This window comes from Photobacterium sanctipauli, assembly GCF_003026495.1.
Lineage (GTDB): Bacteria > Pseudomonadota > Gammaproteobacteria > Enterobacterales > Vibrionaceae > Photobacterium > Photobacterium sanctipauli.
Genome location: NZ_PYMA01000006.1, coordinates 66,170 through 91,086 on the forward strand (window position 1 = coordinate 66,170; position 24,917 = coordinate 91,086).

A 24,917-nucleotide genomic window follows, 5' to 3' on the forward strand; every position below is an offset into this window, starting at 1 on the left:
TAAATATTGTTAAATATTCTTTGTGATTTCAATAATCTCTGTCGTTGAGATTGATGGAGTTCGAGGAAAGTAGATAACTTCACAGATATCTTTAAATTCATCAAACTTACCTTCCCAGTCATCACCCATCGCTAAAATGTCTGCTTTGTAAAACTCGATATACTCTCTCTTCTTCTCAAGTGAAAGCTCAAAAAAGACCTCATCTACAAACTTTAAAGACTGAACAATCTTCATTCGGCTTTCTTGATCGTAAATAGGATATCGGTTTTTTTTCTTGTGGTTTAAGTCGTCGCTTGAAACCCCAACTATCAGAGTGTCACCAAGAGTAGCACAACGCTCTAGGATGTTAATATGCCCCACATGAAACACGTCAAAGGTGCCAAAAGTAATAACACGTTTAGACATAAGTCACTCCAGTTACAAGAATTTCTCAACAACACGTTTAGCAGAATTACCATCTTCAAATGGGTTAAACTGCAAATTAAAGTCATCATAATTAATTTCTGATGGCGATTTTATCGCATTCGCCAAAGAAATTCTATCAGTATAAATTGGACCTGGTAGATCACGATCAATGTTCAAGTAAAACCCTCTGACATCATCTTCATATGATTGTCTATCATACATGTAAAAGAAGATAGGGCGTTCTAGTATTGCATAATCAAAGAAAACACTGGAGTAGTCAGTTATCAGCATGTCAGAAATCAAATAAAGATCATTAACATCATCATAATCTGAAACATTTTTAAATGAATCGAGACCCATTAAACTTTCAGAGAAATAGTGACCTCTAAAGAGAAAAAGATAGCTTTCATCAAACTGCTTTAAAAACTCAATATCCGAGAGTTGGTTATTGAAATAATATGTACCTTCTTTCGAAGAGAATTGCTGATCTCGCCATGTAGGTGCATAAAGAATAACTTTCTTTTTTTTATCTATTCCTAGCTTACTTTTAATACTATTTATTTTTTCTAGGTTATCTTTATTACAAAATAATGAATCATTACGAGGATAGCCTAACTCAATAATTTTATCATAAGAGAAATTAAACCCAGAACAAAAACGTTTACTAGCATATGTACTTGGTGAAATAAAGTAGTCGTACCTTTCAGAGTCAATAGTATAGCTATAACTACGCCCTTTGATACTTGATGTTACATACTTACCAACTTCGATATCACAACCAAGTTTTTTTAAAGGCGTACCATGCCAACATTGTACATACTTTTGTTCTTTTCTTTTATAAAACCTAAATGGTAAGCGGCAATTAACAACCCAAAACTTTGACGTTGCATATTCATATTCATACTCTTTAGAGTTATAAATAACAACACTAGTATCTGATTGATTAGTAATATAATTAAACTTTTCGTGTTCTTTGCTATTCAAAACCCAAATATAAGAATAGCCTTTATAGTTGTTTCTAATATAATTATATATTGCTAACGGTGAATCACTACAGTTCCTACCTTGAAAGCATTCAAAAATTATTTTTTTATCGTCAACCTTATAATTCTTATATTTAATATGAAATATGAATCTGGATAAGTTTATAGCTATGAATTTGGAAATTAGATCTATATAGTCATTACTTGCTAGTACTTGCTTCAGTTTTCCTACAATTTTTTGCTTAAATTTCATAACTTGTTAAACCAGTAAGGCTAATTTTAAACTAACCTATCACTTTAAATAAAATCTCTTCAAAACTATATGAGCATTGTCATTCGTATAGCTTATACATATTTAAATGCCATATAACGTAATGATCACCCATCAACCTCATCCAAGAAATCATCCAGATACTCTTCGTCCACAGGCTCTTCGTCTATGCTCTTGTTGCCTTGAGCACGGAAGTTCTTGTTCTGGATGTATGCATCTCGGGTGAAGATGTATGGATCTGGTGAGTCGTTAAGCAGCGCTTCTTGCTGAACCAATGCAGCGCGGTCTTCCATACCTTCGAAGGCCCACTTTCCTAGACCTTGCCAGAAGGTCAATAGGTTTAGTGGGAAGTAAAGGCCATCGACAACATCACCAGCCCCTTCACGCAAGGTGATCGGACCGTAGAATGGTACCATAAAGTATGGGCCATTGCCGACCCCGTAATAGCCCATTGAATCACCAAACACTTGCTCGGAAGGTTTGCGGATGTCGGCTGCCGAGGCGATATCAATCAAACCAAACAGGCCAAAGGTTGAGTTAATCCAGAAACGGTTGAAGTGAGTCACGGCTTTTTCACCGTCTTGCATAAGCAAGCTGTTAACCATACTGGCTGGCTCATCTAGGTTCGCCAAGAAATTACGGATACCGCTTCTCAATGGGGATGGGGTGTACTCAACATAGGCTAAAGAAACAGGGCGTACCAACCATGGGTCAAGGTAGTTGTAGTTGATATCCCACATGGCACGGTTAAAGCCTTCAAGGGGATCATACACACCAGAAACATTGTACTCACCGTCACTGGCCTCGAGCTCTGCGAAGATTTCCGCTTCCAGCTCAGCATCGGTTTCATAACCGTCATCGGCGCTAGCTTCACTAGTATCCACCGCGACGATATTGTCTTCAAGCGATGAGGAAGTATCTGTCGTTACGACAGTGCTTGGCGTTGACACTACCGTTTCATCTGGAGAGCCTGCGCATGCCGATAAGGCAAATACAGTAACAAGAACGACGAGCTGTTTGATTTTGAATGCTTTATCCATAGTATCGTTTTGTTTTTTGTCCCTGAATGACGATAGCGAATCCTGAAATAAAAACAGGCTGAATACTACAATAGTATTCAGCCTGTTTATAATTTACCAGCTTAGCGTTTACTCGTGTAGCACTATTTTGATCAAGTGCTTACAACTGTATGAAATCAATACTGCTTATCAATAACAACCGTTGCACTATCACCCAAAGCAACCACCTCGCTTTGACCATACCAGTCACCCGCTTTGCTGCGCAGGCTTCCGTCAGCATCAATGCGCGCTTTGATCATCACTTCCGATAGCGACGTCATCGGACGCTCAGGGATCATGCTATTACTATCATCCAGCGTCAGCGTCATCGGGAATGCAGACAACGGTAGACGCTGTGCCGCAATCGGCATTGGCGCACCATCGGCCGAGTGAACGGATACAAAGACGATACCTTGTGATGGCAACTCAACGTTCGCACCCAGTTCAACCGTCACCGACACCGAATCAGCTGGGTTTTCACCTTTGGTTAGCTGTGATTGAGCACGGGCGATACTACGATCCAGCATGGTCGCGCGCGGATCATCTTCACCCACCAAGTTCTTCATCATTGTCCAGTAGGCAATGGCAGAAGAGAACTCACCACGTTCGAATGAATCGAATGCCAGCAGCGACATTGCGCGAAGGTTGGTGTGATCTTGCTTGATAACCGCACGCAGTAGGCGACGAGCATTATCGCTTTGTGCCGGGTCACCAATCATCATCAGTGTTTGCGCATAGCTCAACTGGATTTCAGGATCGTTTGGCTCAAGGCGGTATGCACGGTTCAGTGCATCTTGTGCTGTGGTCGCATCACGGTTCGCCATGCCGATACGGCCAAGCAGCAACCAGCCCGTTGCATCATCAGGAGTATCGTGAAGACGGGTACGCAGTGCCAACGTCAGATCATCCATCTCTTGCTCAGAGAGTGGATCCGCACCTTGCTCGTCCATCAAACGCTGCGATAGCTCTGGCAGACGAGTTACCGTTTCTTGCCAAGCGGCCACTTTGTCCAAGCTACCAGTCTTCATGTACAAACCGTAACACACCATCACCAGAACAAGTAGACCAGGGATCAGCATCACCGTACTGACTGTCGCTTTATGCTCTTTGGCATTTTCAGGTACGTCATCAAGCAGGGATTGCTGAAGCTCGACAACCAGCTCGTCTTGGTTAACAACCAAGCCTTCGCTGTTTTCTTCTTTCAGCTCGTCCATCCGATCTTTAAAGAAGGCCTTGTTCAACTCATCGCGACTAGCTACCTCATCGTGCTCTTTGCCTCTGTACATAGGTACAACGAACAATAAAGCAGCAACCAGTACCAAGAAGGCTGTGATCATCCAAAACAGTGTCATTACTTCACCTTCCCACTTTGGTTACTTGATGAATCTTGCTTATCCATTTCAGCCATTAGTTCTTTCAGTCGAGCCTGCTCATCAACCTCAAGTTCTTCATTCGAAGACGTTGCTTCCGACGGTTTACGCGAGCGCATTACCAGCACGGTAAAACCAATCACAATAAAGATAACCGGCGCAGCCCAAAGAATAATGGTTGAAGCCATAATCGGCGGATTATAGGTCACGAAATTGCCGTAGCGAGCAATCATGTAGTCAACGACATCTTGCTTGCTCTTGCCTTCGCTCAACATATCGTAGGCTTTCTGGCGCATATCTTGCGCCAGTTCCGCATTGGAATCGGCGATATTGTTGTTCTGACATTTCGGACAACGCAGCGTCATCGTCAGCTCGCGAAACGCTTTCTCTTTTTCAGCGCTATCGAAGTCGTAAACATCAATGGCAGCCACGGCGGGCATTGCACTTATTGCCGTCACGCCTACACCACCGACTACAACCCCTAGCGCCAGCAACGGCGCTAGTAGTAATCGGGAAAAACGTCGAGATAACTTACTCATCCCTTCGCCTCCTCAAGCATTGCGTCATACATTGGTTTCAGCGTGTCGTTCCAGTTACGGTCGTTCACATCACCAACGTGGCGGTAGCGGATAATACCTTGGGCATCAATCAAGAAAGTTTCCGGCGCACCGTACACACCCAGGTCCATACCCAACATACCGTTGCCATCAAACAGGCTGTGGATGTACGGGTTACCCAATTCGTTCAACCAACGCACAGCTTTAAGGCGATCGTCCTTGTAGTTAAGGCCGATAATTTTAACGCCTTCGCTAGCCAACTCGTTCAGGTAAGTGTGCTCTGCGTAACAGGTTGGGCACCATGTCGCCCAAACGTTCAACAGCAGCGGCTCACCGGTGAAAATGTCTTGTTCGTAAAGCTTGCCTGCTTCAACAAGATCTTCCAGCTTAAACTCAGGTACCGGCTTGCCAACCAGCACAGATTCCAGCTTGGTTGGATCATCACCACCAGCATTTTTGTTCAACTGGATCATGAACATCACGACCAGTGCCAAAAAGAAAATCAGCGGAATAAACAATAACTTTTTGTTCATTAGTTAACTTCAGCCTCTTTTTTTGCAGTCTCGACTTTCTTCGCCGATGGCGCTTTCTTGCGGAAGCGGTAGCGTTTATCGCTGATAGCGAGTGCACCACCCAATGCCATCAGGCCTGCGCCGAACCAAATCCAGTTAACAAATGGCTTGAAGTAGATACGAACCGCCCAAGCACCGTTATCCAGTTTCTCACCCATTGCCACATATAGGTCACGGGTAATACCACTATTGATTGCCGCCTCGGTCATCATCGAGCCAGCCACGCTGTAGAAGCGCTTTTCAGCATGAAGGGTCGTGATGTACTTGCCGTTACGAGTGATATCGAAATCAGCAATGTAGCCGTCGTAGTTAGGACCATCAGCATCACGTACACCGTCGAAGTAGAAGTCGTAGCCCTGAACCGTGTAGGTCTCACCCGGCGCCAAACGCACATCCCGCTCGATATCGTAGTTCGAAACGAGGGAGATACCAATAACGGATACCGCCAAACCAATATGGCCCAGTATCATTGCCCAGTGGCTACGACCTAGTTTGCCAAGGCCAACCATAAAGCTGTGACGGTGAGTTGCACGCTCATACAGCTCGAAACCGTGCATCACAACAATCCATATCGCCATTGCCATACCCAGTACCGCCATAGGCTCAAGTACTTCGGTAAACAGCTTCACAGACAAATATGCAAACGGCAGTGTTATCAAGCCAGAAATCATCATCTGCTTGCTGATGTTAGACAGCTTGTCGCGCTTCCAGCGAACCAGAGGACCGATACCCAAAATAAAGGCAAACGGGATCATCAACCAAGTAAACAAGGTATTGAAGAACGGCACACCGATTGAAACCGAGCCAAGGCCGATTTGCTTGTGGACGAGCGGTAGCAGCGTACCAATCAATACCACCAATAGCGCCGCAACCAAAAGCAGGTTGTTAGCAAGCAGCAAGTTCTCACGGGAAAACAGGCTGTAGTTACCACGAGAGCGTACCTGACCACCGCGTAGGGCGTACAACAGCAACGAGCCGCCGATCACCACAACAAGGAAGCCAAGAATAAACATACCGCGGGCCGGATCAGAGGCGAATGCGTGAACCGAGACCAATACGCCCGAACGAACCAGGAAGGTACCTAGCAAGCTTAGCGAGAATGCCGAGATCGCAAGCAGTACCGTCCATGCCTTGAACGTACCACGCTTTTCGGTAACGGCCAATGAGTGCATTAGCGCCGTACCCGCCAACCAAGGCATGAAAGAAGCATTTTCTACTGGATCCCAGAACCACCAGCCACCCCAGCCGAGTTCGTAGTAAGCCCACCATGAACCCAGTGCGATGCCCAGAGTCAGGAACGACCATGCTGCAATTGTCCAAGGACGAGACCAACGTGCCCAAGCAGTATCAAGGCGACCCGTCATCAAAGATGCGATAGCAAAGGCAAACGCAACCGAGAAGCCAACGTAACCCATGTAAAGCAGCGGCGGGTGAATGATCAGACCTGGATCCTGCAGTAACGGGTTAAGGTCGCGGCCATCAACCGGGAAGAACGGCAGGGTACGGTCGAACGGGTTTGACGTCACGATGATGAACAGCAAGAAGCCAATCGCAATCATACCCATGATAGACAGTACGCGAGCCAGTGATTCAAGCGGCATACCGCGGCTATAAATCGCCACCAGTACCGCCCAACCTGCCTGGATCAAAGCCCAAAGCAACAGTGAACCTTCGTGGCCACCCCATACCGCAGACAAGCGGTAATACCAAGGTAGCAATGAGTTAGAGTTACTTGCTACGTAAGCGATGGTGAAATCGTTCGAGTAGAAACCCCAAGACAGGATAATGAATGACACCAACGTCATCCCGAAGATGCCGTACGTTAGCGGGCGAGCCATACGCATCAGGGACTGGTTGCCCACCGATGCACCATATAGCGGATAGATAGAGACGAGGATCGACAGACCCAATGCCACTATCAGACTAAAATGACCTATTTCAGCAATCATTATTGTGCACTGCCTTGTAGTTGTTTATCAGTGTACTGAAGCGGCTCATGAGTTTTCTGCATGGCTTCTGCAACTTCTGGTGGCATGTATTCTTCATCGTGTTTCGCCAGTACTTCAGAAGCAACAATCGTTGTTTCATCCACTAGCTCACCCTGTGCCACGATACCCTGACCTTCACGGAATAGATCAGGCAGAATACCGTTGTATTTCACGGTTACCGATGGGCCAACATCTGCCACATCGAAACTGACCTGAAGCGATTTTGGATCACGCACTACTGTGCCTTCAACAACCATACCGCCGATACGCAGGCGCTGGCCAACCTGAGGTTTGGTACCGTCAGCCTTACCATTAACCAATTCCGTCGGGGTGTAGAACAAATCCATATTCTGATTTAGTGCATACAGCAGTAGACCGATTGTTGCACCGAGGCCAACAACTAGCGCCAATACCAACGTCAGGCGCTTTTTACGTCTCGGGTTCATAGTGTGTTCTCCAATTTTTCCGCTTCTTTAATACGTTGCTCGCGCGCAATTTTGTTTTTGATTTCCGCCGCCAAACGGCGTTTGGTGTTGAGGCTGGAAATAATCAGCCATAGCAATGCGCCAAATGAAATGCCATATGCCGCCCAAACGTACTGGGCATAGCCGCCCATGGCTAGAAAGTCACTAAAAGAGTCAAAATGCATCATGGCCTCACTTCATCAATTCACGCACCCAAGGGCGGTGGCTTTCACGAGCAATAATTTCGTTACGCAGACGAACCAACGTCACTGCGCCAAACAAACAGGCAAAGCCGACAATGTTCAACAACAGTGGCCAAAGCATGCTGGTATCCATTGATGGCTTATCAAATTTGGTGATGGTTGCGCCCTGGTGAAGGGTGTTCCACCACTCTACCGAGAAATGAATGATAGGCAGGTTAATCACACCTACCATTGCCAGAATACCCGCCGCTTTCGAGGCCGTTTTCTGATCATCAAATGCGTTGTATAGTGCGATAACACCAAGGTATAGGAACAAAAGGATTAATTCAGAGGTTAGGCGTGCATCCCATACCCACCATGCGCCCCACATCGGCTTACCCCAGATAGCACCGGTAAGCAGTGCGATAACGGTAAAGACGGCACCGATTGGCGCCATTGCCAATGCCGCAAGATCAGAAAGGCGAATTTGCCATACGATACCGATGAATGCCGCGATGGCCATCGACATGTAGGCCCCCATCGACCAAATCGCTGCAGGCACATGCAAATAAATAATTCGGAAACTGTCACCTTGCTGGTAATCCGTCGGGGCGAACATCAATCCCCAAACCGATCCCACTAAAATGGCAACTAAGGCAATGATTGAAAACCAAGGTAACAAGGTACCGCAAAGACGGTAGCAATTTTCAGCTTTCGCGTAGGGATGTAACCACTTCCACATAATTTTGCTCTACTCGTGTAATAGTAATAAGTACGTTTATTCGGCTAGCTTTGGTTCTGATTTCAGATAAAATCATTACCGAACAACGTTTTTCATCATTATTTGGCGCTGACCCACCGGATATAGTCGGGTGACATGCCTTACTTATCCAGATCGGCCTTGCAAGTTGAATACTCCTTAAGGGGTAATCAAAAAACTAACGCCTGCTTCCTTGTTCTTGCTCAAATTGTCTCATGAGATCGTGTCTCATGAGACAGGGCGAATAACTCTAATTGTAATCATTTATTGCACATTGCTGTGTCTTTATTGAACACTTATACGCAATGAGGCTGCAACCGCGAACGGCGATAACGTTGCCGAACCCACCAACATGGCCCCCATTAGGGCCAGCTGGCCATTGTATGGCATCCCTAGGCTTGCGGCATCAATTGCGGAGGTCGCGAATATAAGCACAGGTATATAAAGCGGCAAAATGAGCAAGCTCAATAAAACCCCACCTTTTCGCAAGCCAACGGTTAACGCCACCCCAATCGCACCTAGAAAGCTTAACGTTGGTGTACCGATTAGTAGGGTCAGTACCACCGCTTTCCATGTCGGCCAATCCAGCGACAGCAAAATAGCCAGCAACGGGCTGATCAGAAGCAACGGCACACCGGTTAACAGCCAATGCGCCAACATCTTGGCAAACGCCAGCACCGGCAAGGGCGTTGGCATCATCAACATCTGCTCTAGCGAGCCATCGACGAAGTCATCACGGAACAGGCGCTCCATCGATAACAAGGCGGCCAGCAATGCCGCCACCCAAACAATCCCCGGTGCAATTCGCGCCAACAAGTTGGGCTCCGGGCCAACACCCAGCGGAAACAAGGTGATGACAATAATAAAAAACCACAACGGGTTAAACACATCCGCCTGACGTCGAAAAGCAATCAACAACTCGCGGCGAATTACTTGTGAAACAGCGCTCAACATCATCCCTTTCCTATCGTCCCAATTTTATTTTTCTTAGGTGATCGCTATCAGCGAACATATCTTGGTGCGTAGTCAGGATAACAATACCGCCACGCATCACATGGGAAAGGAACAACTGCTCCAACACTTTTACCCCTTGCTTATCGATAGCCGTCAACGGCTCATCGAGGATCCATAGCTTATGGTTGCTCAACCACAGCCTTGCCAACGCCACCCGGCGCTGCTGCCCGGCCGATAACTGGCCTGCCGGTACATCCTCTCGCCCAGCCAGCCCAACGTGGGCCAATGCCTGCCACAGGCTGTTTTCACCATGCACCTTAGGCTCACCCTGCAAGTCATTGCTTTCGTTGCTCACATGCATGTTTTCGAAAAACGCCAGATTCTCAAATGCTGTGAGCTCTCGCTTAACACCGGTTTGGTGGCCAAGAAACAGCAAGTCCTGGTAGTAATCCTCACGTGCGGATTCAATATTTTCATTGTGCCAGCACACTTTGCCGCTATCTGCCCGTCCGAGCCCCGCCAGGATCCTTAACAAGGTGGTTTTACCCGCGCCGTTATGGCCTTCAATCTGGACCAGCTCGCCAGTTGATACCGAAAATTGCAGGTCATCGAACAATACCCGTTCGTCTCGGGTACAACTTAACTCTTCTACAGACAACATAAAAATGATGTATCCTAGGTGACACAATTAAGGTCGCATAGTACCACAGCGCTGTTACTGATTGTTAGCGACAAGGTTCGATTGACGTGATCCCAAGGTGATTTATTGTGAACTCAATTCGTGGTGATCATCAGTCCATTGCAGTACAGACCAAAAATGGACAAGCTGATGTAAAAAAAGTGCCACAAGATACAAAAAAAATGTCGACAAATGTTGTCGAGCGCACACAACTGCCCCAGAGTGTACAGTTAACCCCCACCTCTAGCGGGGTCAATACCAAGCACACACCGTTGTCGCAGCTGAGCCAGTTATTACAACAAATGAATGTTTTGCAACGATTATTTACAACTATCAATCCTGCAAGCAACGCGTCCACCCCGCCAGTGGCCTCACCTCTTTCCCAGCTGTTTTCACAATTGTTGCAACCATCGAACCAAGCCTTACTCATTCGCTGGTTACAACAAGGGGCGGGAAAAAATGCCCTTATCGAGCTATTGACCCAACGCCAAGATCCTAACAGTGCACTTCGGCAGTGGTTGGGGCAGCTGCCCCAGCAACAGCAAGAAGAAACCCTCGCTTTGCTGAAGTTGGCTATCGAGCAAAGGCTCGCACCACTCCCTCCGAGCCGCGAACCAGAGTCCATCATGCTCTACTGGCCGCTATTACAGCCAAATGGCAGAGAAGCGAGGATAGCCGTTTACCAACAACACCAAGAAAAGAGGAACGGGCAGCCAGGCAAACCCAAGTGGAAAGTGAAGCTTACCTTGCCCATCGCAACCAACGATAGCCTAGAAGCAACAGCAAATTGGAACGGGGAGCAGCTTGACCTGCTGTTTGAATCTGGCAACGGTCATGTTATTCGAAAAACCGAACAACTGGCCCCGCTGCTCGAAGCCAGACTTGAAATGTTGGGACTAAAAGCGAACAGCATTCAATACAACCAGCTAGAACCTGCGCCACTCACCCCAACGGCAACCACAACATCAGGAATTTTGGTCACAGTATGAATAAACGTGCCATTGCACTGCATTACAGCGGCGGTTCGGATGCGCCCACTGTCGCCGCCAAAGGCTACAACCAGTTGGCCGAACACATTATCGAACAGGTAAAACAGCAGGGGGGCTTGATCCACCAAGACGACGAGCTGTCGACATACCTCGATAAGCTCGAAGCCGGTGATGCCATCCCCGAGCAGCTTTACCGGGTAATTGCCGAGCTGATCGCATTTTCCTGGCTCCTAAACGGAAAAACCCCTCCCGGGTGGGAAGGGTTGGAAGGCATTGATGAAACCGTGTAGCAAGGCTGCTCGGCGAAAAACACCTAAAGCCCAATCAGCGGCGCCGCGGTTGCGCCATCTTTTGCTGTAAGCGCAGCAGCAACTCAGCCTCGGCCTTGGGCAAATCGCATTCTTCCATCAGCTCATTGACATCCGCCCCGAGCTCGACCATTTTGCTAGCTCGGCTGTAAAGCTTGCCATCGGGATCCTGCATTGCCATCTCGCCTTGCCTGTCAGCGATCATTTCCAGGTGCTGGGCCATTTCGGCCAGTTTCTGGCTCATCCCCATCGAGCCAGCACGCAGCTCGTTGAACTGCTTGAGCAAACTCTCATGCTGGTGACGGGCATTTTTCAACACGGTTTCCGTCGCTGCAAATTTGCTTTCAAGGGCCTGGCGTGCCAAACGCTCGCGTTTGACCATTAGCCAAGCGATAAAAACGGCCAGCAACGAAACAGCCAGCGGAAGCCATTGCAACAACATATCAAGCATTATAGGTACGCCATTTCGTCCCATTCATCATCAGAAAGCAGCTTGTTCAAATCAACCAAGATCAGCAACTCGCCATCACGGTTACTTACCCCTTGGATAAATTTAGCACTTTCCTCAGTACCGACACTTGGTGTGCTGTCGATTTCAGAGCTACGTAGGTAAACCACTTCCGCAACGCTATCAACAAGAATACCAATCACCTGCTTTTCAGCTTCGATGATCACAATGCGGGTGTTGTCAGAGATTTCACCCGGCATCAAGCCGAAACGTGAACGGGTATCAATCACGGTCACCACATTGCCGCGTAGGTTGATAATACCCAATACGTAATCCGGCGCGCCTGGCACGGGTGCAATTTCAGAGTAACGCAGTACTTCACGTACCTGCATGACATTGATACCGTAGGTTTCGTCTTCCAGCTGGAAAGTAACCCATTGCAGTACCTGATCGTTACCGTCTTCTTTTTGTATTTCGGCGACACTCACCTGAGACATGCTGTTTCCTCTTTACCTAATTTGCAGCTTTAATATTTACAGCCTTAACATCTAATCCCGCATTAAGCATCGAGATCAGTTCGCTAACATGAATTAGCGCACACATTTTTTCTTTTACCATACCGGCAAGCCAAGGGCGCTTACCGGCCTTTTCCCGCCAGCGCACACTGTGCTCTGTCAGGTTCTCGGTTCCTTGCAGGGTATTACATGCCAGCCCCCACTTACTTTCACCCAGCATCACAAGATAGCGATACTCCTCGCGGTGTTCATCGTCGGCGAGTTTTTCCGGCATCACCCAGCGCGCGGTATCCACCACATCGAGTTGGTGGTCGCGGTTAGTCATCAAGCCAAGGTACCAAGGCGGTCTGCCAAGCAAGTGGTTTACCTCACCAAGTTGGTGAATGCCTCCCAGCTCGGTCAGTGGAACCGCAAAAGTCACACCGTTTACTTCAAAAAACAGTGCCTGAAATTCATTGCCCAGCTGATGCTGTTGGTGCCATTGCTCGGGCGGCTCATCATCCCCCGCCTGAGTCTCAAGGGCCGACGCTTGCAGCTGTGCCTCTTCGTCTGCGCTGTCAGCACTGGTACCAGTGCCATCATCCCCCAGCTCGAGCTCCTCGGAAGGCTGCGATTCTGCCTCATGGGCCATTACCTGTTGCCATTCATCACTGAGGGTTTCGGTTGGCTCCTCAGCCTGCTCCTGAGCTTGCGCCCCTGGTAGCAAACTGTTCATTTGGCTCAGCAAGCGCTGTACATCTTCCAAGTGCTCTTTACTGGTAGGCTCTGGCTCGTACCACGTCAACGCAGGCTTGGCATCGCTGGCTGGCTGTGCCTCGCTAGCAGGCTTAATGTCCAATACCGACTTTGGCGCCAACGCTGGCTCAGGGTGATCGCCTTCCCCGTTAAGGGAATCAAAGTCAAACGGTTGAGCCTGCTCCTGCGGTGCTATAGGCCCAGCAGGTGAAGATACTTCTTGGTGATCTGGCCTGGGTAAGTCCTGATGGCCAGCCTCTTCGCTATTATCCTCAGCACCGATAGCTTCCCCGCTAGCACAGATAAGCTCATCGGCCGTTGGCTCGCCAGCCACTTCAGCTTGACTAGCTTCTTGCTCGGGCGGTTCCTCGGCACTGCCAAACAGTTCCGGCTCCGCCAGCAAATCCAAGAAGTAATCATCCAGCGCCTGTTCGCTGGACAGGCGTGCATTATCGCTCATCCTGCTCCAAACGCTCCAAATAATTCAATAATGTCTTGTAGGCAAATACACCACGGCAACTGCGCGCAAACAATGATGGCGGCATATGTTTGATGCTGGCATCACGGAACTTGGTATCAATGGGTACCGCCGATGCCCAAACTTGGTCCGGGAAGCGCAGTTTCAGCTCCTGCAATGTCTGCAATGAAGCGCGGGTACGCTTGTCATACATGGTCGGCACTATGGTTACCTTGAACCCCGAAGGACGCGACTTTTGCATGATCTGCAAGGTACGCATCATTCGCTCCAGCCCCTTCATCGCCAAGAACTCGGTCTGTACCGGGATCAGTATGCGATCACTGGCTGCCAGGGCATTGACCATCATCACCCCAAGAATAGGCGGGCAGTCGATCAGGACATAATCGTAATCATCGGCCAGGCTGTTCAGGGCTTTTTTCAATATCAAGCCCATGCCACCGCGGTTGCCCATCACCCTGTCCAAGGTCGCCAGCGACATATGGGCAGGAATGATATCAATATTCTTAAACTGGGTATTCAAGATCACCGGCTTGACCGTGTCGCGGTTGATCTCAGTCAACTGGAACAGGTCAAACAAGCTCGCCGGCAGTGCATCCGCATCAAAATTCAAGTAAGTCGACAATGATGAGTGCGGATCGGTATCAACCAACAGTACCCGCTTGTTTCGCTCACTCAGCAAACCAGCCAAGGTGACCGTTGTAGTGGTTTTACCGACGCCGCCTTTCTGGTTGGCGATACTCCAGACAATCACAGTGGGCTCCCTAAGCCAAACCAACTTCGACCAAGATACGCTCGGCGATACGATCTAAAGGCAAGTCTTCGGTTGAAATGCCCGCCTTAGCCACCGCTTGCGGCATCCCGTAAACCACGCAGCTTTCTTCGTCTTGCGCCCATACCGTGGAGCCATTGCTTTTCAACATCCGCGCCCCTTCCCGGCCATCGGCACCCATGCCGGTTAATACCATCGACAATACTTTGTCATGGTAAACCTTGGCTGCCGAGCCGAAGGTAACATCCACACACGGCTTGTAATTCATGCGATCGCCGCCATCTAAAATACGCAAGCGTGACGAGCCAGCTCGGCCATCAACCATCATTTGCTTGCCGCCTGGGGCTAGGTAGGCCATGCCCGGCTTGAGCACATCGCCATCCTCGGCTTCCTTCACGCCGATCTTACAAAGGTTGTTCAAGCGCGAGGCAAATGCCGCAGTGAAGGTCGCCGGCATATGCTGGATAAGCACAATCGGATAAGGGAAGTTGGCCGGAAGCTTGGTCAGGACTTTCTGTAGGGCAACCGGGCCGCCGGTTGAAGTGCCAATCGCCACTAGCTGGTATTTTTTCCCCGACGCCTTAAAGCGCACAGGGGTTTTCGCAGGCGCAGTACGGACTGGCTGGCGGGTCGCCGTCGCTGCAGGTCGAGCCGATGACAGCGGGCGTGCAGTATCACGGCCCGTTGCCGATGCTGCAGCCTGAGCCGATGCCGCCGTTCGCAACGGGCGGCGCATAAAGACACGCTTGCGCGACAATTCATTCACGCGTTTTTGCAGCAGCCCCACCGCCTCTTCACGGTTACGAGCAATATCTTCAAACTTCTTCGGTAGGAAGTCCAACGCCCCGGCATCCAGTGCATCAAGCGTGGCTTTTGCCCCTTCATGGGTCAATGAAGAGAACATCAAAATCGGTGTTGGTGCCGCCTGCATGATTTCACGCACGGCGGTAATACCGTCCATAACCGGCATTTCAATGTCCATGGTGATCACGTCAGGCTGAAGGCGCTTGGTCATCTCAACCGCCTCTTTACCGTTGACAGCATTACCCACGACTTCCAAGCGCGGGTCTGCGTTAATAATTTCACTTACTCGACGGCGGAAAAAGCTTGAATCATCCACCACCAATACTTTTACAGCCATGTTAACTTTTCATCCCGTTATGAGTTTGCCCTAGCCATTTTCTCGCTGATACTGCTGATATAGAGCAAGACGAATTGAGCAAGATTATTTTGCAAGACCTATCGAGCAAAATCTGTTTAGCAAGGCCTATTCCTATTAAGCAAAGCCTAGAGCGATAGCGCCCAATGACGACTTAATGGCTCCGCCTCGACAGCGCAGCCATTAAGCCCATTCGTTTTTATTTTTAGTTATATTTTCAAGCCTCTAGGGCTTAAGTGGGGGCATTAGCGCCCCGCATAATGTTTCAGCAAATTTGGTACATCCAAAATCAGGGCAATGTGACCATCACTGGTGATGGTTGCACCCGCCATGCCCGGCGTACCTTGCAGTAAATCATCGAGCGGCTTGATAACCACTTCTTCCTGACCAATCAGGGTATCGACCACAAAGCCAATACGCTGGTGACCAATCTGGACAATGACCACGTGGCCGTGCTCACGCTCGCGCTTTGGAATACCGACATTCGATAACCAATCTTGCAAGTAGAACAGTGGGATCGCCTTGTCACGAACCACTATCGTCAACTGGCCATCAACCGTGTTGGTCTTGCGCAAATCCAAGTGGAAGATCTCGTTCACGCTGGCTAGCGGCAAGGCAAACGGCTGCTCGGCAACGCCCACCATCAGGGTTGGCAGAATCGCCAATGTCAGCGGCACCTTGATATCAATACGGGTGCCCTTGCCCAGTGCGGAATCGATACTGATTGAGCCGTTCAACTGGCTAATGCCGGTTTTCACCACGTCCATGCCGACACCGCGACCAGAAATATCGGAGATCTCTTTTTTGGTCGAGAAGCCAGGGGCAAAAATCAGGTTATAGCATTCGCTGTCCGTCAATCGCGAAGCCGCATCGGCGTCCATCACACCACGGTCAACCGCAATGCCGCGCAGCTTGTCCGGATCCATACCGCCGCCATCGTCTTCAATCGACAGCAAGATATGATCACCTTCTTGCGAAGCCGATAGCATCACGGTACCAATACGAGGCTTGCCCGCCTTCTCGCGCACATCCGGCATTTCGATCCCGTGGTCAACCGAGTTGCGCACCAGGTGGATCAACGGATCGGCCAGTGCCTCAACCAAGTTCTTGTCGAGATCGGTTTCTTCGCCGCGCATTTCCAGCACGATTTCTTTTTTCAGGTTACGCGCCAAATCACGAACAACACGCGGGAAACGGCCAAACACCTTCTTGATTGGCTGCATGCGGGTTTTCATCACCGCGCCTTGCAGATCAGCCGTTACCACATCAAGGTTGGCCACCGCCTTCGACATTTCTTCGTCGTTGCTATTTAGGCCAAGGCTAACCAAGCGATTGCGAACCAATACCAGCTCGCCCACCATGTTCATGATGGTATCCAGCGTCGAGGTATCAACACGAACTGTTGCCTCTGCCGGTTTGCCTTTCTCTTTTGCCGCAGCAGGCTTTGCCTTGCGCTCCGGCGCTGGCTTCGCTGCCACTGGTGCAGGGGCTGCAACAACCGGTTCAGATACTGGCTGGCTGACTTGTGGCTGTGCTTGGGCAACCACAGACTCGGCAAATGCATTGACCTCATCCAGCATATCTGCCACAGGCTTGGTGGCGAAATCCAGCTCTTCTGCCGACGGGCCTTTGCCGCTGCCATGCAGTTCGTCAAGCAGACGTTCGAATTCATCATCTGTCATGATGTCATCGTCGTCGTTGGTTGCGCCGGTATCAGCCGGTACGCTCGATACAGGTTCAGCCGGAGCAGCTACTGGTGTAACGGTTGAAGCTGGCGTTGTTGATGCTGGCGGAGCAAGCTCACTGTTGCCTGGCCCTTTACCCGCGCCATGCAGCTCATCCAGCAAGCGCTCGAATTCATCATCGGTGATGTCGCCAGTTTCCGATTGGATTTGGCTCACAACGCCACCAGCCGGTACTGGCGCTTCTGGGGCTGGGGTGGCAACAGGCTCAGCAGAGGCCGATGGCCCATTGCCAACGCCATGAAGCTCATCAAGTAGACGATCGAATTCATCTTGAGTGATATCGTCGATGGCATCACCCGCAATGGCCGCCGATGGCTGTGGCGCCACCTCCGGCGCAGGTTGCTGGGGTGCCGGCGCTTCAACAACCGGTGAGGCAACTGGCTCAACAACAGGGGCAACTGGCGCTTCTGGCGCAGCAGCCTGTGCCAATTCTTCGGCTGTTGGCGGCTGGCTAAAGCGGTGAAGCGCATCCAGCAAGCTTTGCTCGGCGGGGTCAACAGGTTCACGGTCCTGAACTTGGCCAAACATCACGTTAATGGTATCCAAAGCTTCTAGGATCACATCCATTAGCTCTGGCGTGACTGCGCGTTTGCCGGTTCTTAGCAGGTCGAAAATGTTTTCTGCACCGTGGCAAGCGTCAACCAGCTCGGTGAGAGAAAGGAAACCTGCACCACCTTTTACGGTGTGGAAGCCACGGAAAATGGCATTGAGCAACTCTGAGTCTTCAGGGCTACGCTCAAGCTCTACCAGCTGCTCCGAAAGCAACTCAAGAATCTCTCCTGCCTCGATCAAAAAGTCCTGCAGGATATCTTCGTCTAAATCAAAGCTCATATAATTCCCCTAAAATCCAAGACTCGACAGCAAGTCGTCGACATCATCCTGGGTGGACATCACATCTTCGCGCACTTCGCTATTCACAATCGGTCCTTCAGGCGACAATACGCGTTCTTCGCGCAACTCTTCAGTTCTGTCTTCCTGATCCATGCCGAATGCTTTTAGGATTTCAACCAGTTGATCTTCTACTTCATGCACAAGTTCGATAACCCGGCGGATGATCTGCCCGGTCAAATCTTGGAAATCTTGTGCCATGAGGATTTCAGTGAGTTGGCTGCGTAGCACAGTGCTGTCACCTTCAACTTGGTCAAGAAGGTGATCGATGTCGTGACAAAGCGACTTGAACTCGGCAAGGGCAATCTGCCCGCCCATCAATCGCTTCCATCTCGGATGTACTTGCTGCAAGGTGTCCCCTAACCTGTCGGCCAATGGTTGAATACTATCAACTGCGTCCATGGTTTTGTTTGCTGCAGCTTCCGTTTTATCAATGACATATGACAAACGGTCGCGGGCATCGGGGATTTCAGTTTTCGCTAAATCATTAATACGAGGATCAAGGCGGAAATTTACCAGCGAATCATGTAGCTGACGGGTCAGCTTACCTACTTCGGCGTAAACAGGGTCTCGGCTGTCTGCAACAAGACTTTGTACCAAGGCGTCTGCTTCAGCCTGCTTATCATTTTCAAGTAGATCAACAAGCTGTTTTGCCTGATCAAGTGAAATCATTATTGTAATAATCCTTTTAGCGCCAAACTGGCAATTACTGCATGCGCTCGAAAATCTTATCTAGCTTTTCTTTCAAGGTCGCAGCAGTAAATGGCTTAACGATGTAGCCATTCACACCAGCTTGTGCCGCTTCGATGATCTGCTCACGCTTCGCTTCTGCCGTGATCATCAGTACCGGAAGGTGCTTCAGATCCGCATCGGCACGGATGTGCTTGAGCAGATCGATGCCCTGCATGCCAGGCATGTTCCAGTCAGTCACGACAAAATCAAAGCCGCCTTTCTTTAACATTGGAAGGGCAGTTAATCCATCATCCGCCTCCTGAGTGTTGTTAAAACCCAGGTCACGTAGCAAGTTCTTGACGATACGGCGCATTGTTGAGAAGTCATCAACAATGAGGATTTTCATGTTTTTATTCAAAGTTGCCTCCACTGAGGTCCCAGTGTTCTTAATCTAATGGGTATTACACAGTCCAAGCTTTGAGCTTCGACCGCAAACGTTGCATCGCCTGACTATGAATCTGGCAAATTCGGGATTCACTGACCCCGATCACAGCACCTATCTCCTTGAGGTTTAATTCCTCGTCATAGTACAGAGATAGAACCAAAGCCTCTCTTTCAGGCAGGGTCTTGATGGCATCCGCTAATGAATGACGGAAATTATCATCTACAACCCCCTGAAATGGAAGATTTTCTTCTAGTGATTCTTCACTTGCTACCGCATCCTCAGACACACCTAGATCTTCCATACCTACTAATCGACCACAATTAACATCATTTAAGGCTTGATGGTACTGTTCGAGTGTCATTTCGAGATGTGTAGCGATTTCCTGATCGTTAGGGTCTCGCCCCAACTCACCTTCAAGCAACGAAATCGCTTCTGTGATACGGCGGCTGTTCTTGTAGACTGAACGCGGTACCCAGTCGCCGCGACGAATATCATCGAGCATGGCACCGCGTATACGGATCCCGGCAAAGGTCTCGAAACTCGCCCCTTTACTCGGATCATAATTTTGTTGAGCTTCAAGCAGGCCAATCATGCCTGCCTGGATCAAATCTTCAAGGAGAATATTAGGCGGAAGCCGCCCCATCAAATGATGGGCAATGCGCTTTACCAAAGATGAGTATCGTTCAATAAAGGCCTGCGGACTTTGCTGATATTGCCCGTATGTCAGAGCCTTATTCACCAATTGGAGCCTCTCTCGGTTCGCGCTTCACCAGTAGTTTCTCGACGAAGAACTCGAGGTGGCCGCCTGCGCTGGTCGGCACCGGCCAAGTCATGGCCTTGTTTGCCAGCGAGGTTAACGCCAATGCTGCCGGGCTGCGCGGGAAGGCTTCAACCACGATCTTCTGGCGCTTAACCGATTGGCGAACCCGATCGTCTAGCGGCACACATGCCACCAGCTCAAGGTTGGCATCAAGAAAACGCTCCGTTACCCGGGTCAACTTGGCGAACAAATCTCGGCCTTCACGGTAGCTACGCACCATGTTCGCGACAATCTTGAAGCGCTGGACATCGTACTCGCGGCTGAGGATTTTGATCAGCGCGTAAGCATCGGTGATAGAGGTTGGCTCGTCGCACACCACCACCAAGACATCCTGGGCAGCACGGGAGAAGCTCAGCACCATGTCGGAGATACCCGCTGCCGTATCAACCAATAGCACATCGATTTCTTCTTCGAGGCTGCTAAATGCTCGGATAAGCCCCATGTGTTGTGCTGCCGTCAGCTCAGCCATTGTCTGGGTACCCGATGACGCAGGGACAATTTTCACCCCGTACGGGCCTTCGACAATGATGTCCTTAAGGTCGCACATCCCGGCCAGTACATGTGACAGGTTTCGGCCAGCACGCAAGCCCAGCATCACATCGACGTTCGCCAAACCAAGATCAGCATCCAGCACCATCACCCGCTTGCCTTGACGCGCCATGGAAATTGCCATGTTCAAGGTTACGTTGGTTTTACCTACCCCGCCTTTACCGCCGGTTACAGTAATGACTTTGGTCGAGGTTAGTTGTGTCATACGGCGCAAGCCGCTTGCTTGATCGTACATGCTATTCTCAATCATAGAAGTCTGCCGCCTGGTTCTCCGAGCTGTCACTGCTCCAGAAATGGGATTGCTGGCTCAACTCTTGTTCTAATAATTCATTTGCCCGTGCAACTAGGTAGTTACCCGTGGCGACCTTAATATCTTCCGGTACGCGCTGCCCATCGGCCAAATACGCAATGGGCAAGGCATGCTGTATCGATACGCAAATCACCTCGCCCAAGCTCAATGATTCATCAAGCTTGGTCAGCACGCAGCCCGATAACGGAATACGGCGGAAGTGCTCAATGGTTTCATGCAATACCCGGCGCTGTGCCGTCGCCGGTAGCACCAAGAAGCTTCTAATCTGCGAACCACTGTTTTGCATCAGGGTATCTAGCTGCTCAGACAGGCGAATATCGCGCTGACCCATCCCTGCGGTATCGAGCAACACTAGGCGACGATGCCTTAACTGGTGAAGTATATCGGCAAGCTCTTCCGCATCTTTAGCAACTCTTACCGGACAACCCATAATTCGGCCATAAGTCGCCAGCTGTTCATGGGCACCAATACGGAAGGTGTCCGTGGTGACCAAGGCAATTTGATCCGGGCCAAAGTCCATCGCGGCACGGGCGGCAAGCTTGGCGATAGTGGTGGTTTTACCCACGCCGGTTGGGCCAAGCAGGGCAACCACACCACCGGTTTCCAAAATGCAGTCTTCAGTCGTGATCAGCTGGTCGGCTAGCAAATCAAGCAATGCCGGCCACGCCTCGTTGCTCGGCACGTCTTCAGGAATATAGCAAGCCAGCTGATCGGCAAGTTCAGGCGATAAGCCCATTTTTTCCAAGCGCTTGATCATCATCGCCCGCATTGGCTCTCGACGTTCGACTTCCTGCCACATCAGGCCCGAAACCTGATGCTCCAGCAGGCGGCGAATGGATGCCATTTCATTGCGCATCGCATCGATTTCATCGTTGCTGTACTGGCTGGCCTTGGCATCGTAACGGCTTGGATCCAAGCGGTTGCCACCGCGGTTTGGTTCTGGTTTACGGCTGCCAAACCCGCCATGGCTGCGATCTTGGCCCAGCGGCTCTGGCTTTTGTACTGACGGACGGCGGTAATCACCCACATCCAGAGAGTGCTGAGGCTGGCGCCCCATTTGGCTTCTAGACGGTTCTTGGCGCAAGTCGCGGCGTGGTTCGTGACGGGAAGCGCCGCCGTCTCGCTGACCGCCAAAGAGCCCATCTCGGCCGTAGTTATTGTTGCGCGATGATTGCTGCTCACGCTGGCTACCGCGCGCAGGTTCGCGATCGTAGCCTTGATGGTTGTCACCATGGTGCTTCGATTGGCGCTTAAGCAATGCCGAAAGTGAGTCAACCTCGGTTTCTGGCTGCTCGGACGACTCATGCTGGCCAGTGCCTTTACCAGCGTCTTTACCGGTATAGTTTTGCAATACGTTGGCAAAGCGGCTAACGGCAGGTTTTTGCAGTTGCACCCTATCATCGGCAAGCTTGCGCTTTGCCTGACCTAGGCGCTCAGCCAAGGCGTCGCGTGCCTGTGGTGCCGCTGGCGGCTCATTGGCCACATCGGTATCGACCGCGGCAACAATCTCGACGCCACCGGTCACTTTCTTATTCGACATGATCACCGCGTCTGCACCCAGTTCTTCCTTGACCTGGCTCAGGGCTGTTCGCATATCTTTTGCAAAAAAACGTTTAATCTTCAATGCTATATTCCCGTTTCATCCGCTATTGCTTCGGCATCAGCCCCACAAAGCCACTGTCCTTCATTGCCACGCGCTAGTTAGCGATGTCACTCTTAGTTCCCCACCGCATTCACGATGCGTATCTGCTTTTCATCAGGCACTTCCTGATAAGACAACACACGTAACGACGGGATAGTATTCTTAACAAATTTCGCCAGCGTCGAGCGCAGTACACCCGAGGTCAACAAGACCGCAGGCTCGCCTTTCAACTCTTGCTGCTGGGTTGCCTCAGTCAGTGAACGCTGCAGGCGCTCGGCCAAACCAGGTTCGATACCTGTCGATTCACCACCGGCGGACTGCATAGTCTTATGCAATATTTGTTCCAACTCAGGCACCAATGTAATCACTGGCAGCTCTGGCTCTATACCATTGATTTCCTGACAAATAAGTCGTTTCAAGCCGATTCGTACTGCGGCAGTGAGGATGTCAGGATCTTGACTCTTACTCGAGTATTCAGACAAGGTCTGAACAATGGTACGGATATCCCGGATAGGGATCCCTTCATGCAGCAAGTTCTGCAGCACTTTAACGACCACGCCAAGCGATAGCTGATCAGGCACAAAACCCTCCACCAACTTCGGTGTGTTCTGGCCCAGCATCTCAAGTAGGTTCTGCACTTCTTCGTGGCCAAGTAGCTGAGACGCACAATTGGTCAGTATCTGGCTTAAATGGGTCGCCAGTACGGTTGCCGAGTCCACCACGGTATAGCCCAACGCCTGCGCATGCTCGCGCTGCGACTCCATGATCCAAACCGCCTCAAGGCCAAATGCCGGATCGGTGGTCGCTTCACCATCAATGGTGCCGAACACCTGCCCAGGGTTGATGGCCAGCTCCATATTCGGGTGAATATTGGCTTCGCCGCAGGCAACCCCCATTAAACTAATACGGTAGGTATTGGGCGGCAATTCCAAGTTGTCACGAATGTGAACAGGGGGGATAAGAAAACCGAAATCTTGCGACAGTTTCTTACGAACACCTTTAACTCGCTCAAGCAACTCGCCACCCTGTTCTTTATCCACCATCGGGATCAAGCGGTAGCCAACTTCCAGACCGATGATATCAACCGGCTGAACATCGTCCCAAGACAGCTCTTTTTGCGGCTGTTGGGTGGCCAGCTCGGTTGAGGGTGCCTCGGCTTCTGCCACTGCAGCAGCTTGTTGTTTCTTGATCCGCCAATAGGCAATACCGCCAATCATGGCTGCCAACAGCAGGAACGGTATGTGCGGCATCCCCGGTACGATACCCATAACGAATAAAATGACCCCAGTGATGATCAACGCCTGCGGGTTGTTGAACATCTGGAAAGCCATTTGCTGGCCCATATCTTCGTCAGTATTTTGACGCGTCACCATCATTGCCGCGCCAATTGAAAGCAATAGCGAGGGTATTTGGGCTACCAGACCATCACCGATGGTCAGCAGGCTGTAGATTTCGATTGCCTCACCAAAGCCAAGGCCGTGCTGGCTCATACCGATGACCAAGCCACCGATGATGTTGATACACAAAATCATGATACCAGCAATGGCATCACCCTTGACGAATTTCGACGCACCATCCATTGAACCGTAGAAGTCGGCTTCTTTTGTCACTTCAAAACGGCGCAAACGTGCTTGGTCTTGGTCAATCAAACCGGCATTCAAGTCGGCATCGATTGCCATCTGCTTACCCGGCAAGGCATCAAGGGTAAAGCGGGCACTCACTTCGGAAATACGGCCGGCACCTTTAGTAACGACCATGAAGTTAATAATCATCAAGATCAGGAAGACAACCAAACCCACGGCGTAGTTACCGCCAATCACCACCGAGCCAAAAGCATCGATAACCTGGCCGGCGGCATCTGGTCCTTCATGGCCATATAGCAGTACCACGCGGGTAGATGCCACGTTCAGGGCAAGGCGCAACAAGGTGGCTATCAAAAGTACGGTAGGAAAAGCAGCGAAATCGAGCGGGCGACGGGTGTACACCGTTACCAGCAATACCACCAGCGCTAACGCGATATTGAATGAAAATGCCATATCGAGCAGCAACGGCGGCATCGGCAAAACCACCATTGCCAACGTGGCCAGTACCATAACAGGGGCACCGACCGACGGCATGGATTTCAACCGTTCTACAGGCAGTTTTTCAAGAAAAGGTAGAGATAACTTCATTAATTCTAATTATTGAGTAACACCGCGCCGC

At 50.1% G+C, this 24,917-nt stretch carries 26 protein-coding genes; 2 read left to right on the plus strand and 24 right to left on the minus strand.

The genetic code is table 11. The features are described from left to right. Positions 1-9: 9 nt before the first annotated feature. The 12 genes from C9I98_RS11360 to ccmA form a co-directional block, all read right to left on the minus strand. Positions 10-405 carry an FAD synthase family protein gene (locus C9I98_RS11360; protein ID WP_036828562.1) on the minus strand — a complete coding sequence of 132 codons (396 nt, stop codon included), beginning with the start codon at positions 403-405 and terminating at the stop codon, positions 10-12. 12 nt (positions 406-417) lie between these two features. After that, a complete protein-coding gene (locus C9I98_RS11365; protein ID WP_245907143.1) occupies positions 418-1,641 on the minus strand; it encodes a CDP-glycerol glycerophosphotransferase family protein in 1,224 nt (407 codons plus the stop codon). 125 nt (positions 1,642-1,766) lie between these two features. Then, a complete protein-coding gene (locus C9I98_RS11370) occupies positions 1,767-2,699 on the minus strand; it encodes an MlaA family lipoprotein (protein ID WP_245907144.1) in 933 nt (310 codons plus the stop codon). 155 nt (positions 2,700-2,854) lie between these two features. Further along, positions 2,855-4,069: a c-type cytochrome biogenesis protein CcmI gene (gene ccmI / locus C9I98_RS11375; RefSeq protein WP_036818717.1), complete on the minus strand. Its 1,215-nt coding sequence runs from the start codon at positions 4,067-4,069 to the stop codon at positions 2,855-2,857. Continuing rightward, entirely contained in the window at positions 4,069-4,626 is a 558-nt protein-coding gene (locus C9I98_RS11380; RefSeq protein WP_081878870.1) for a cytochrome c-type biogenesis protein, read from the minus strand. Before C9I98_RS11380 ends, ccmI begins: the two co-directional genes overlap by 1 nt. Continuing rightward, on the minus strand, positions 4,623-5,177 hold the full coding sequence (locus tag C9I98_RS11385; RefSeq protein ID WP_036818720.1) for a DsbE family thiol:disulfide interchange protein: 555 nt from the start codon (positions 5,175-5,177) through the stop codon (positions 4,623-4,625). Before C9I98_RS11385 ends, C9I98_RS11380 begins: the two co-directional genes overlap by 4 nt. After that, a complete protein-coding gene (locus tag C9I98_RS11390; protein WP_107272001.1) occupies positions 5,177-7,165 on the minus strand; it encodes a heme lyase CcmF/NrfE family subunit in 1,989 nt (662 codons plus the stop codon). Before C9I98_RS11390 ends, C9I98_RS11385 begins: the two co-directional genes overlap by 1 nt. After that, positions 7,165-7,650 (minus strand): cytochrome c maturation protein CcmE, encoded by a 486-nt coding sequence (gene ccmE / locus C9I98_RS11395; RefSeq protein WP_036826362.1) that lies wholly within the window; start codon positions 7,648-7,650, stop codon positions 7,165-7,167. Before ccmE ends, C9I98_RS11390 begins: the two co-directional genes overlap by 1 nt. Next, complete coding sequence (ccmD, locus tag C9I98_RS11400; RefSeq protein ID WP_036826367.1) at positions 7,647-7,853, minus strand: heme exporter protein CcmD; 207 nt, start codon at positions 7,851-7,853, stop codon at positions 7,647-7,649. The genes ccmE and ccmD overlap by 4 nt, the downstream gene beginning before the upstream one ends. A gap of 7 nt (positions 7,854-7,860) precedes the next feature. Beyond that, positions 7,861-8,592 (minus strand): heme ABC transporter permease, encoded by a 732-nt coding sequence (locus C9I98_RS11405; RefSeq protein WP_036826359.1) that lies wholly within the window; start codon positions 8,590-8,592, stop codon positions 7,861-7,863. A 303-nt stretch (positions 8,593-8,895) separates the two neighbouring features. After that, positions 8,896-9,564, minus strand: a complete 669-nt coding sequence (ccmB, locus tag C9I98_RS11410) for a heme exporter protein CcmB (protein WP_036826356.1) — start codon at positions 9,562-9,564, stop codon at positions 8,896-8,898. A gap of 10 nt (positions 9,565-9,574) precedes the next feature. Further along, the gene (gene ccmA / locus C9I98_RS11415; protein ID WP_036826353.1) at positions 9,575-10,225 is read right to left on the minus strand and encodes a cytochrome c biogenesis heme-transporting ATPase CcmA; all 651 of its coding nucleotides are present in this window, start codon (positions 10,223-10,225) and stop codon (positions 9,575-9,577) included. A 107-nt stretch (positions 10,226-10,332) separates the two neighbouring features. On the opposite strand from ccmA, the gene C9I98_RS11420 reads away from it, so the two are divergent. Then, positions 10,333-11,232: a hypothetical protein gene (locus tag C9I98_RS11420; RefSeq protein ID WP_107272002.1), complete on the plus strand. Its 900-nt coding sequence runs from the start codon at positions 10,333-10,335 to the stop codon at positions 11,230-11,232. Beyond that, positions 11,229-11,522, plus strand: a complete 294-nt coding sequence (locus C9I98_RS11425) for an EscU/YscU/HrcU family type III secretion system export apparatus switch protein (RefSeq protein WP_036827686.1) — start codon at positions 11,229-11,231, stop codon at positions 11,520-11,522. The genes C9I98_RS11420 and C9I98_RS11425 overlap by 4 nt, the downstream gene beginning before the upstream one ends. Before the next feature lie 34 nt (positions 11,523-11,556). Here the strand turns inward: C9I98_RS11425 and C9I98_RS11430 are convergent, their stop codons facing one another. The 12 genes from C9I98_RS11430 to flhA all read right to left on the minus strand — a co-directional run bounded on the left by C9I98_RS11430 (position 11,557) and on the right by flhA (position 24,886). Continuing rightward, positions 11,557-11,991, minus strand: a complete 435-nt coding sequence (locus tag C9I98_RS11430; protein WP_036827689.1) for a DUF2802 domain-containing protein — start codon at positions 11,989-11,991, stop codon at positions 11,557-11,559. Beyond that, positions 11,991-12,485: a chemotaxis protein CheW gene (locus tag C9I98_RS11435; RefSeq protein ID WP_036827692.1), complete on the minus strand. Its 495-nt coding sequence runs from the start codon at positions 12,483-12,485 to the stop codon at positions 11,991-11,993. Before C9I98_RS11435 ends, C9I98_RS11430 begins: the two co-directional genes overlap by 1 nt. Positions 12,486-12,501: 16 nt before the next feature. Further along, a complete protein-coding gene (locus C9I98_RS11440) occupies positions 12,502-13,698 on the minus strand; it encodes a chemotaxis protein CheW (protein ID WP_036827695.1) in 1,197 nt (398 codons plus the stop codon). Further along, positions 13,688-14,467 (minus strand): ParA family protein, encoded by a 780-nt coding sequence (locus C9I98_RS11445; RefSeq protein ID WP_036827698.1) that lies wholly within the window; start codon positions 14,465-14,467, stop codon positions 13,688-13,690. Before C9I98_RS11445 ends, C9I98_RS11440 begins: the two co-directional genes overlap by 11 nt. A gap of 10 nt (positions 14,468-14,477) precedes the next feature. Continuing rightward, on the minus strand, positions 14,478-15,626 hold the full coding sequence (locus C9I98_RS11450; RefSeq protein WP_036827701.1) for a protein-glutamate methylesterase/protein-glutamine glutaminase: 1,149 nt from the start codon (positions 15,624-15,626) through the stop codon (positions 14,478-14,480). Positions 15,627-15,889: 263 nt separating this feature from the next. Then, on the minus strand, positions 15,890-18,220 hold the full coding sequence (locus C9I98_RS11455; RefSeq protein WP_036827703.1) for a chemotaxis protein CheA: 2,331 nt from the start codon (positions 18,218-18,220) through the stop codon (positions 15,890-15,892). Positions 18,221-18,229: 9 nt separating this feature from the next. Then, positions 18,230-18,949, minus strand: coding sequence for a protein phosphatase CheZ (locus C9I98_RS11460; RefSeq protein WP_036827706.1), 720 nt, complete (start codon positions 18,947-18,949; stop codon positions 18,230-18,232). Between the two features lie 34 nt (positions 18,950-18,983). After that, positions 18,984-19,355, minus strand: coding sequence for a chemotaxis response regulator CheY (cheY, locus tag C9I98_RS11465; RefSeq protein WP_036827714.1), 372 nt, complete (start codon positions 19,353-19,355; stop codon positions 18,984-18,986). 55 nt (positions 19,356-19,410) lie between these two features. Beyond that, entirely contained in the window at positions 19,411-20,133 is a 723-nt protein-coding gene (locus C9I98_RS11470) for an RNA polymerase sigma factor FliA (RefSeq protein ID WP_036827717.1), read from the minus strand. Continuing rightward, a complete protein-coding gene (locus tag C9I98_RS11475; protein WP_107272003.1) occupies positions 20,126-21,013 on the minus strand; it encodes a MinD/ParA family protein in 888 nt (295 codons plus the stop codon). Before C9I98_RS11475 ends, C9I98_RS11470 begins: the two co-directional genes overlap by 8 nt. After that, positions 21,006-22,697, minus strand: a complete 1,692-nt coding sequence (flhF, locus tag C9I98_RS11480) for a flagellar biosynthesis GTPase FlhF (protein WP_107272004.1) — start codon at positions 22,695-22,697, stop codon at positions 21,006-21,008. The genes C9I98_RS11475 and flhF overlap by 8 nt, the downstream gene beginning before the upstream one ends. Positions 22,698-22,789: 92 nt before the next feature. After that, positions 22,790-24,886 (minus strand): flagellar biosynthesis protein FlhA, encoded by a 2,097-nt coding sequence (gene flhA, locus C9I98_RS11485; RefSeq protein WP_036830971.1) that lies wholly within the window; start codon positions 24,884-24,886, stop codon positions 22,790-22,792. Positions 24,887-24,917: the final 31 nt, after the last annotated feature.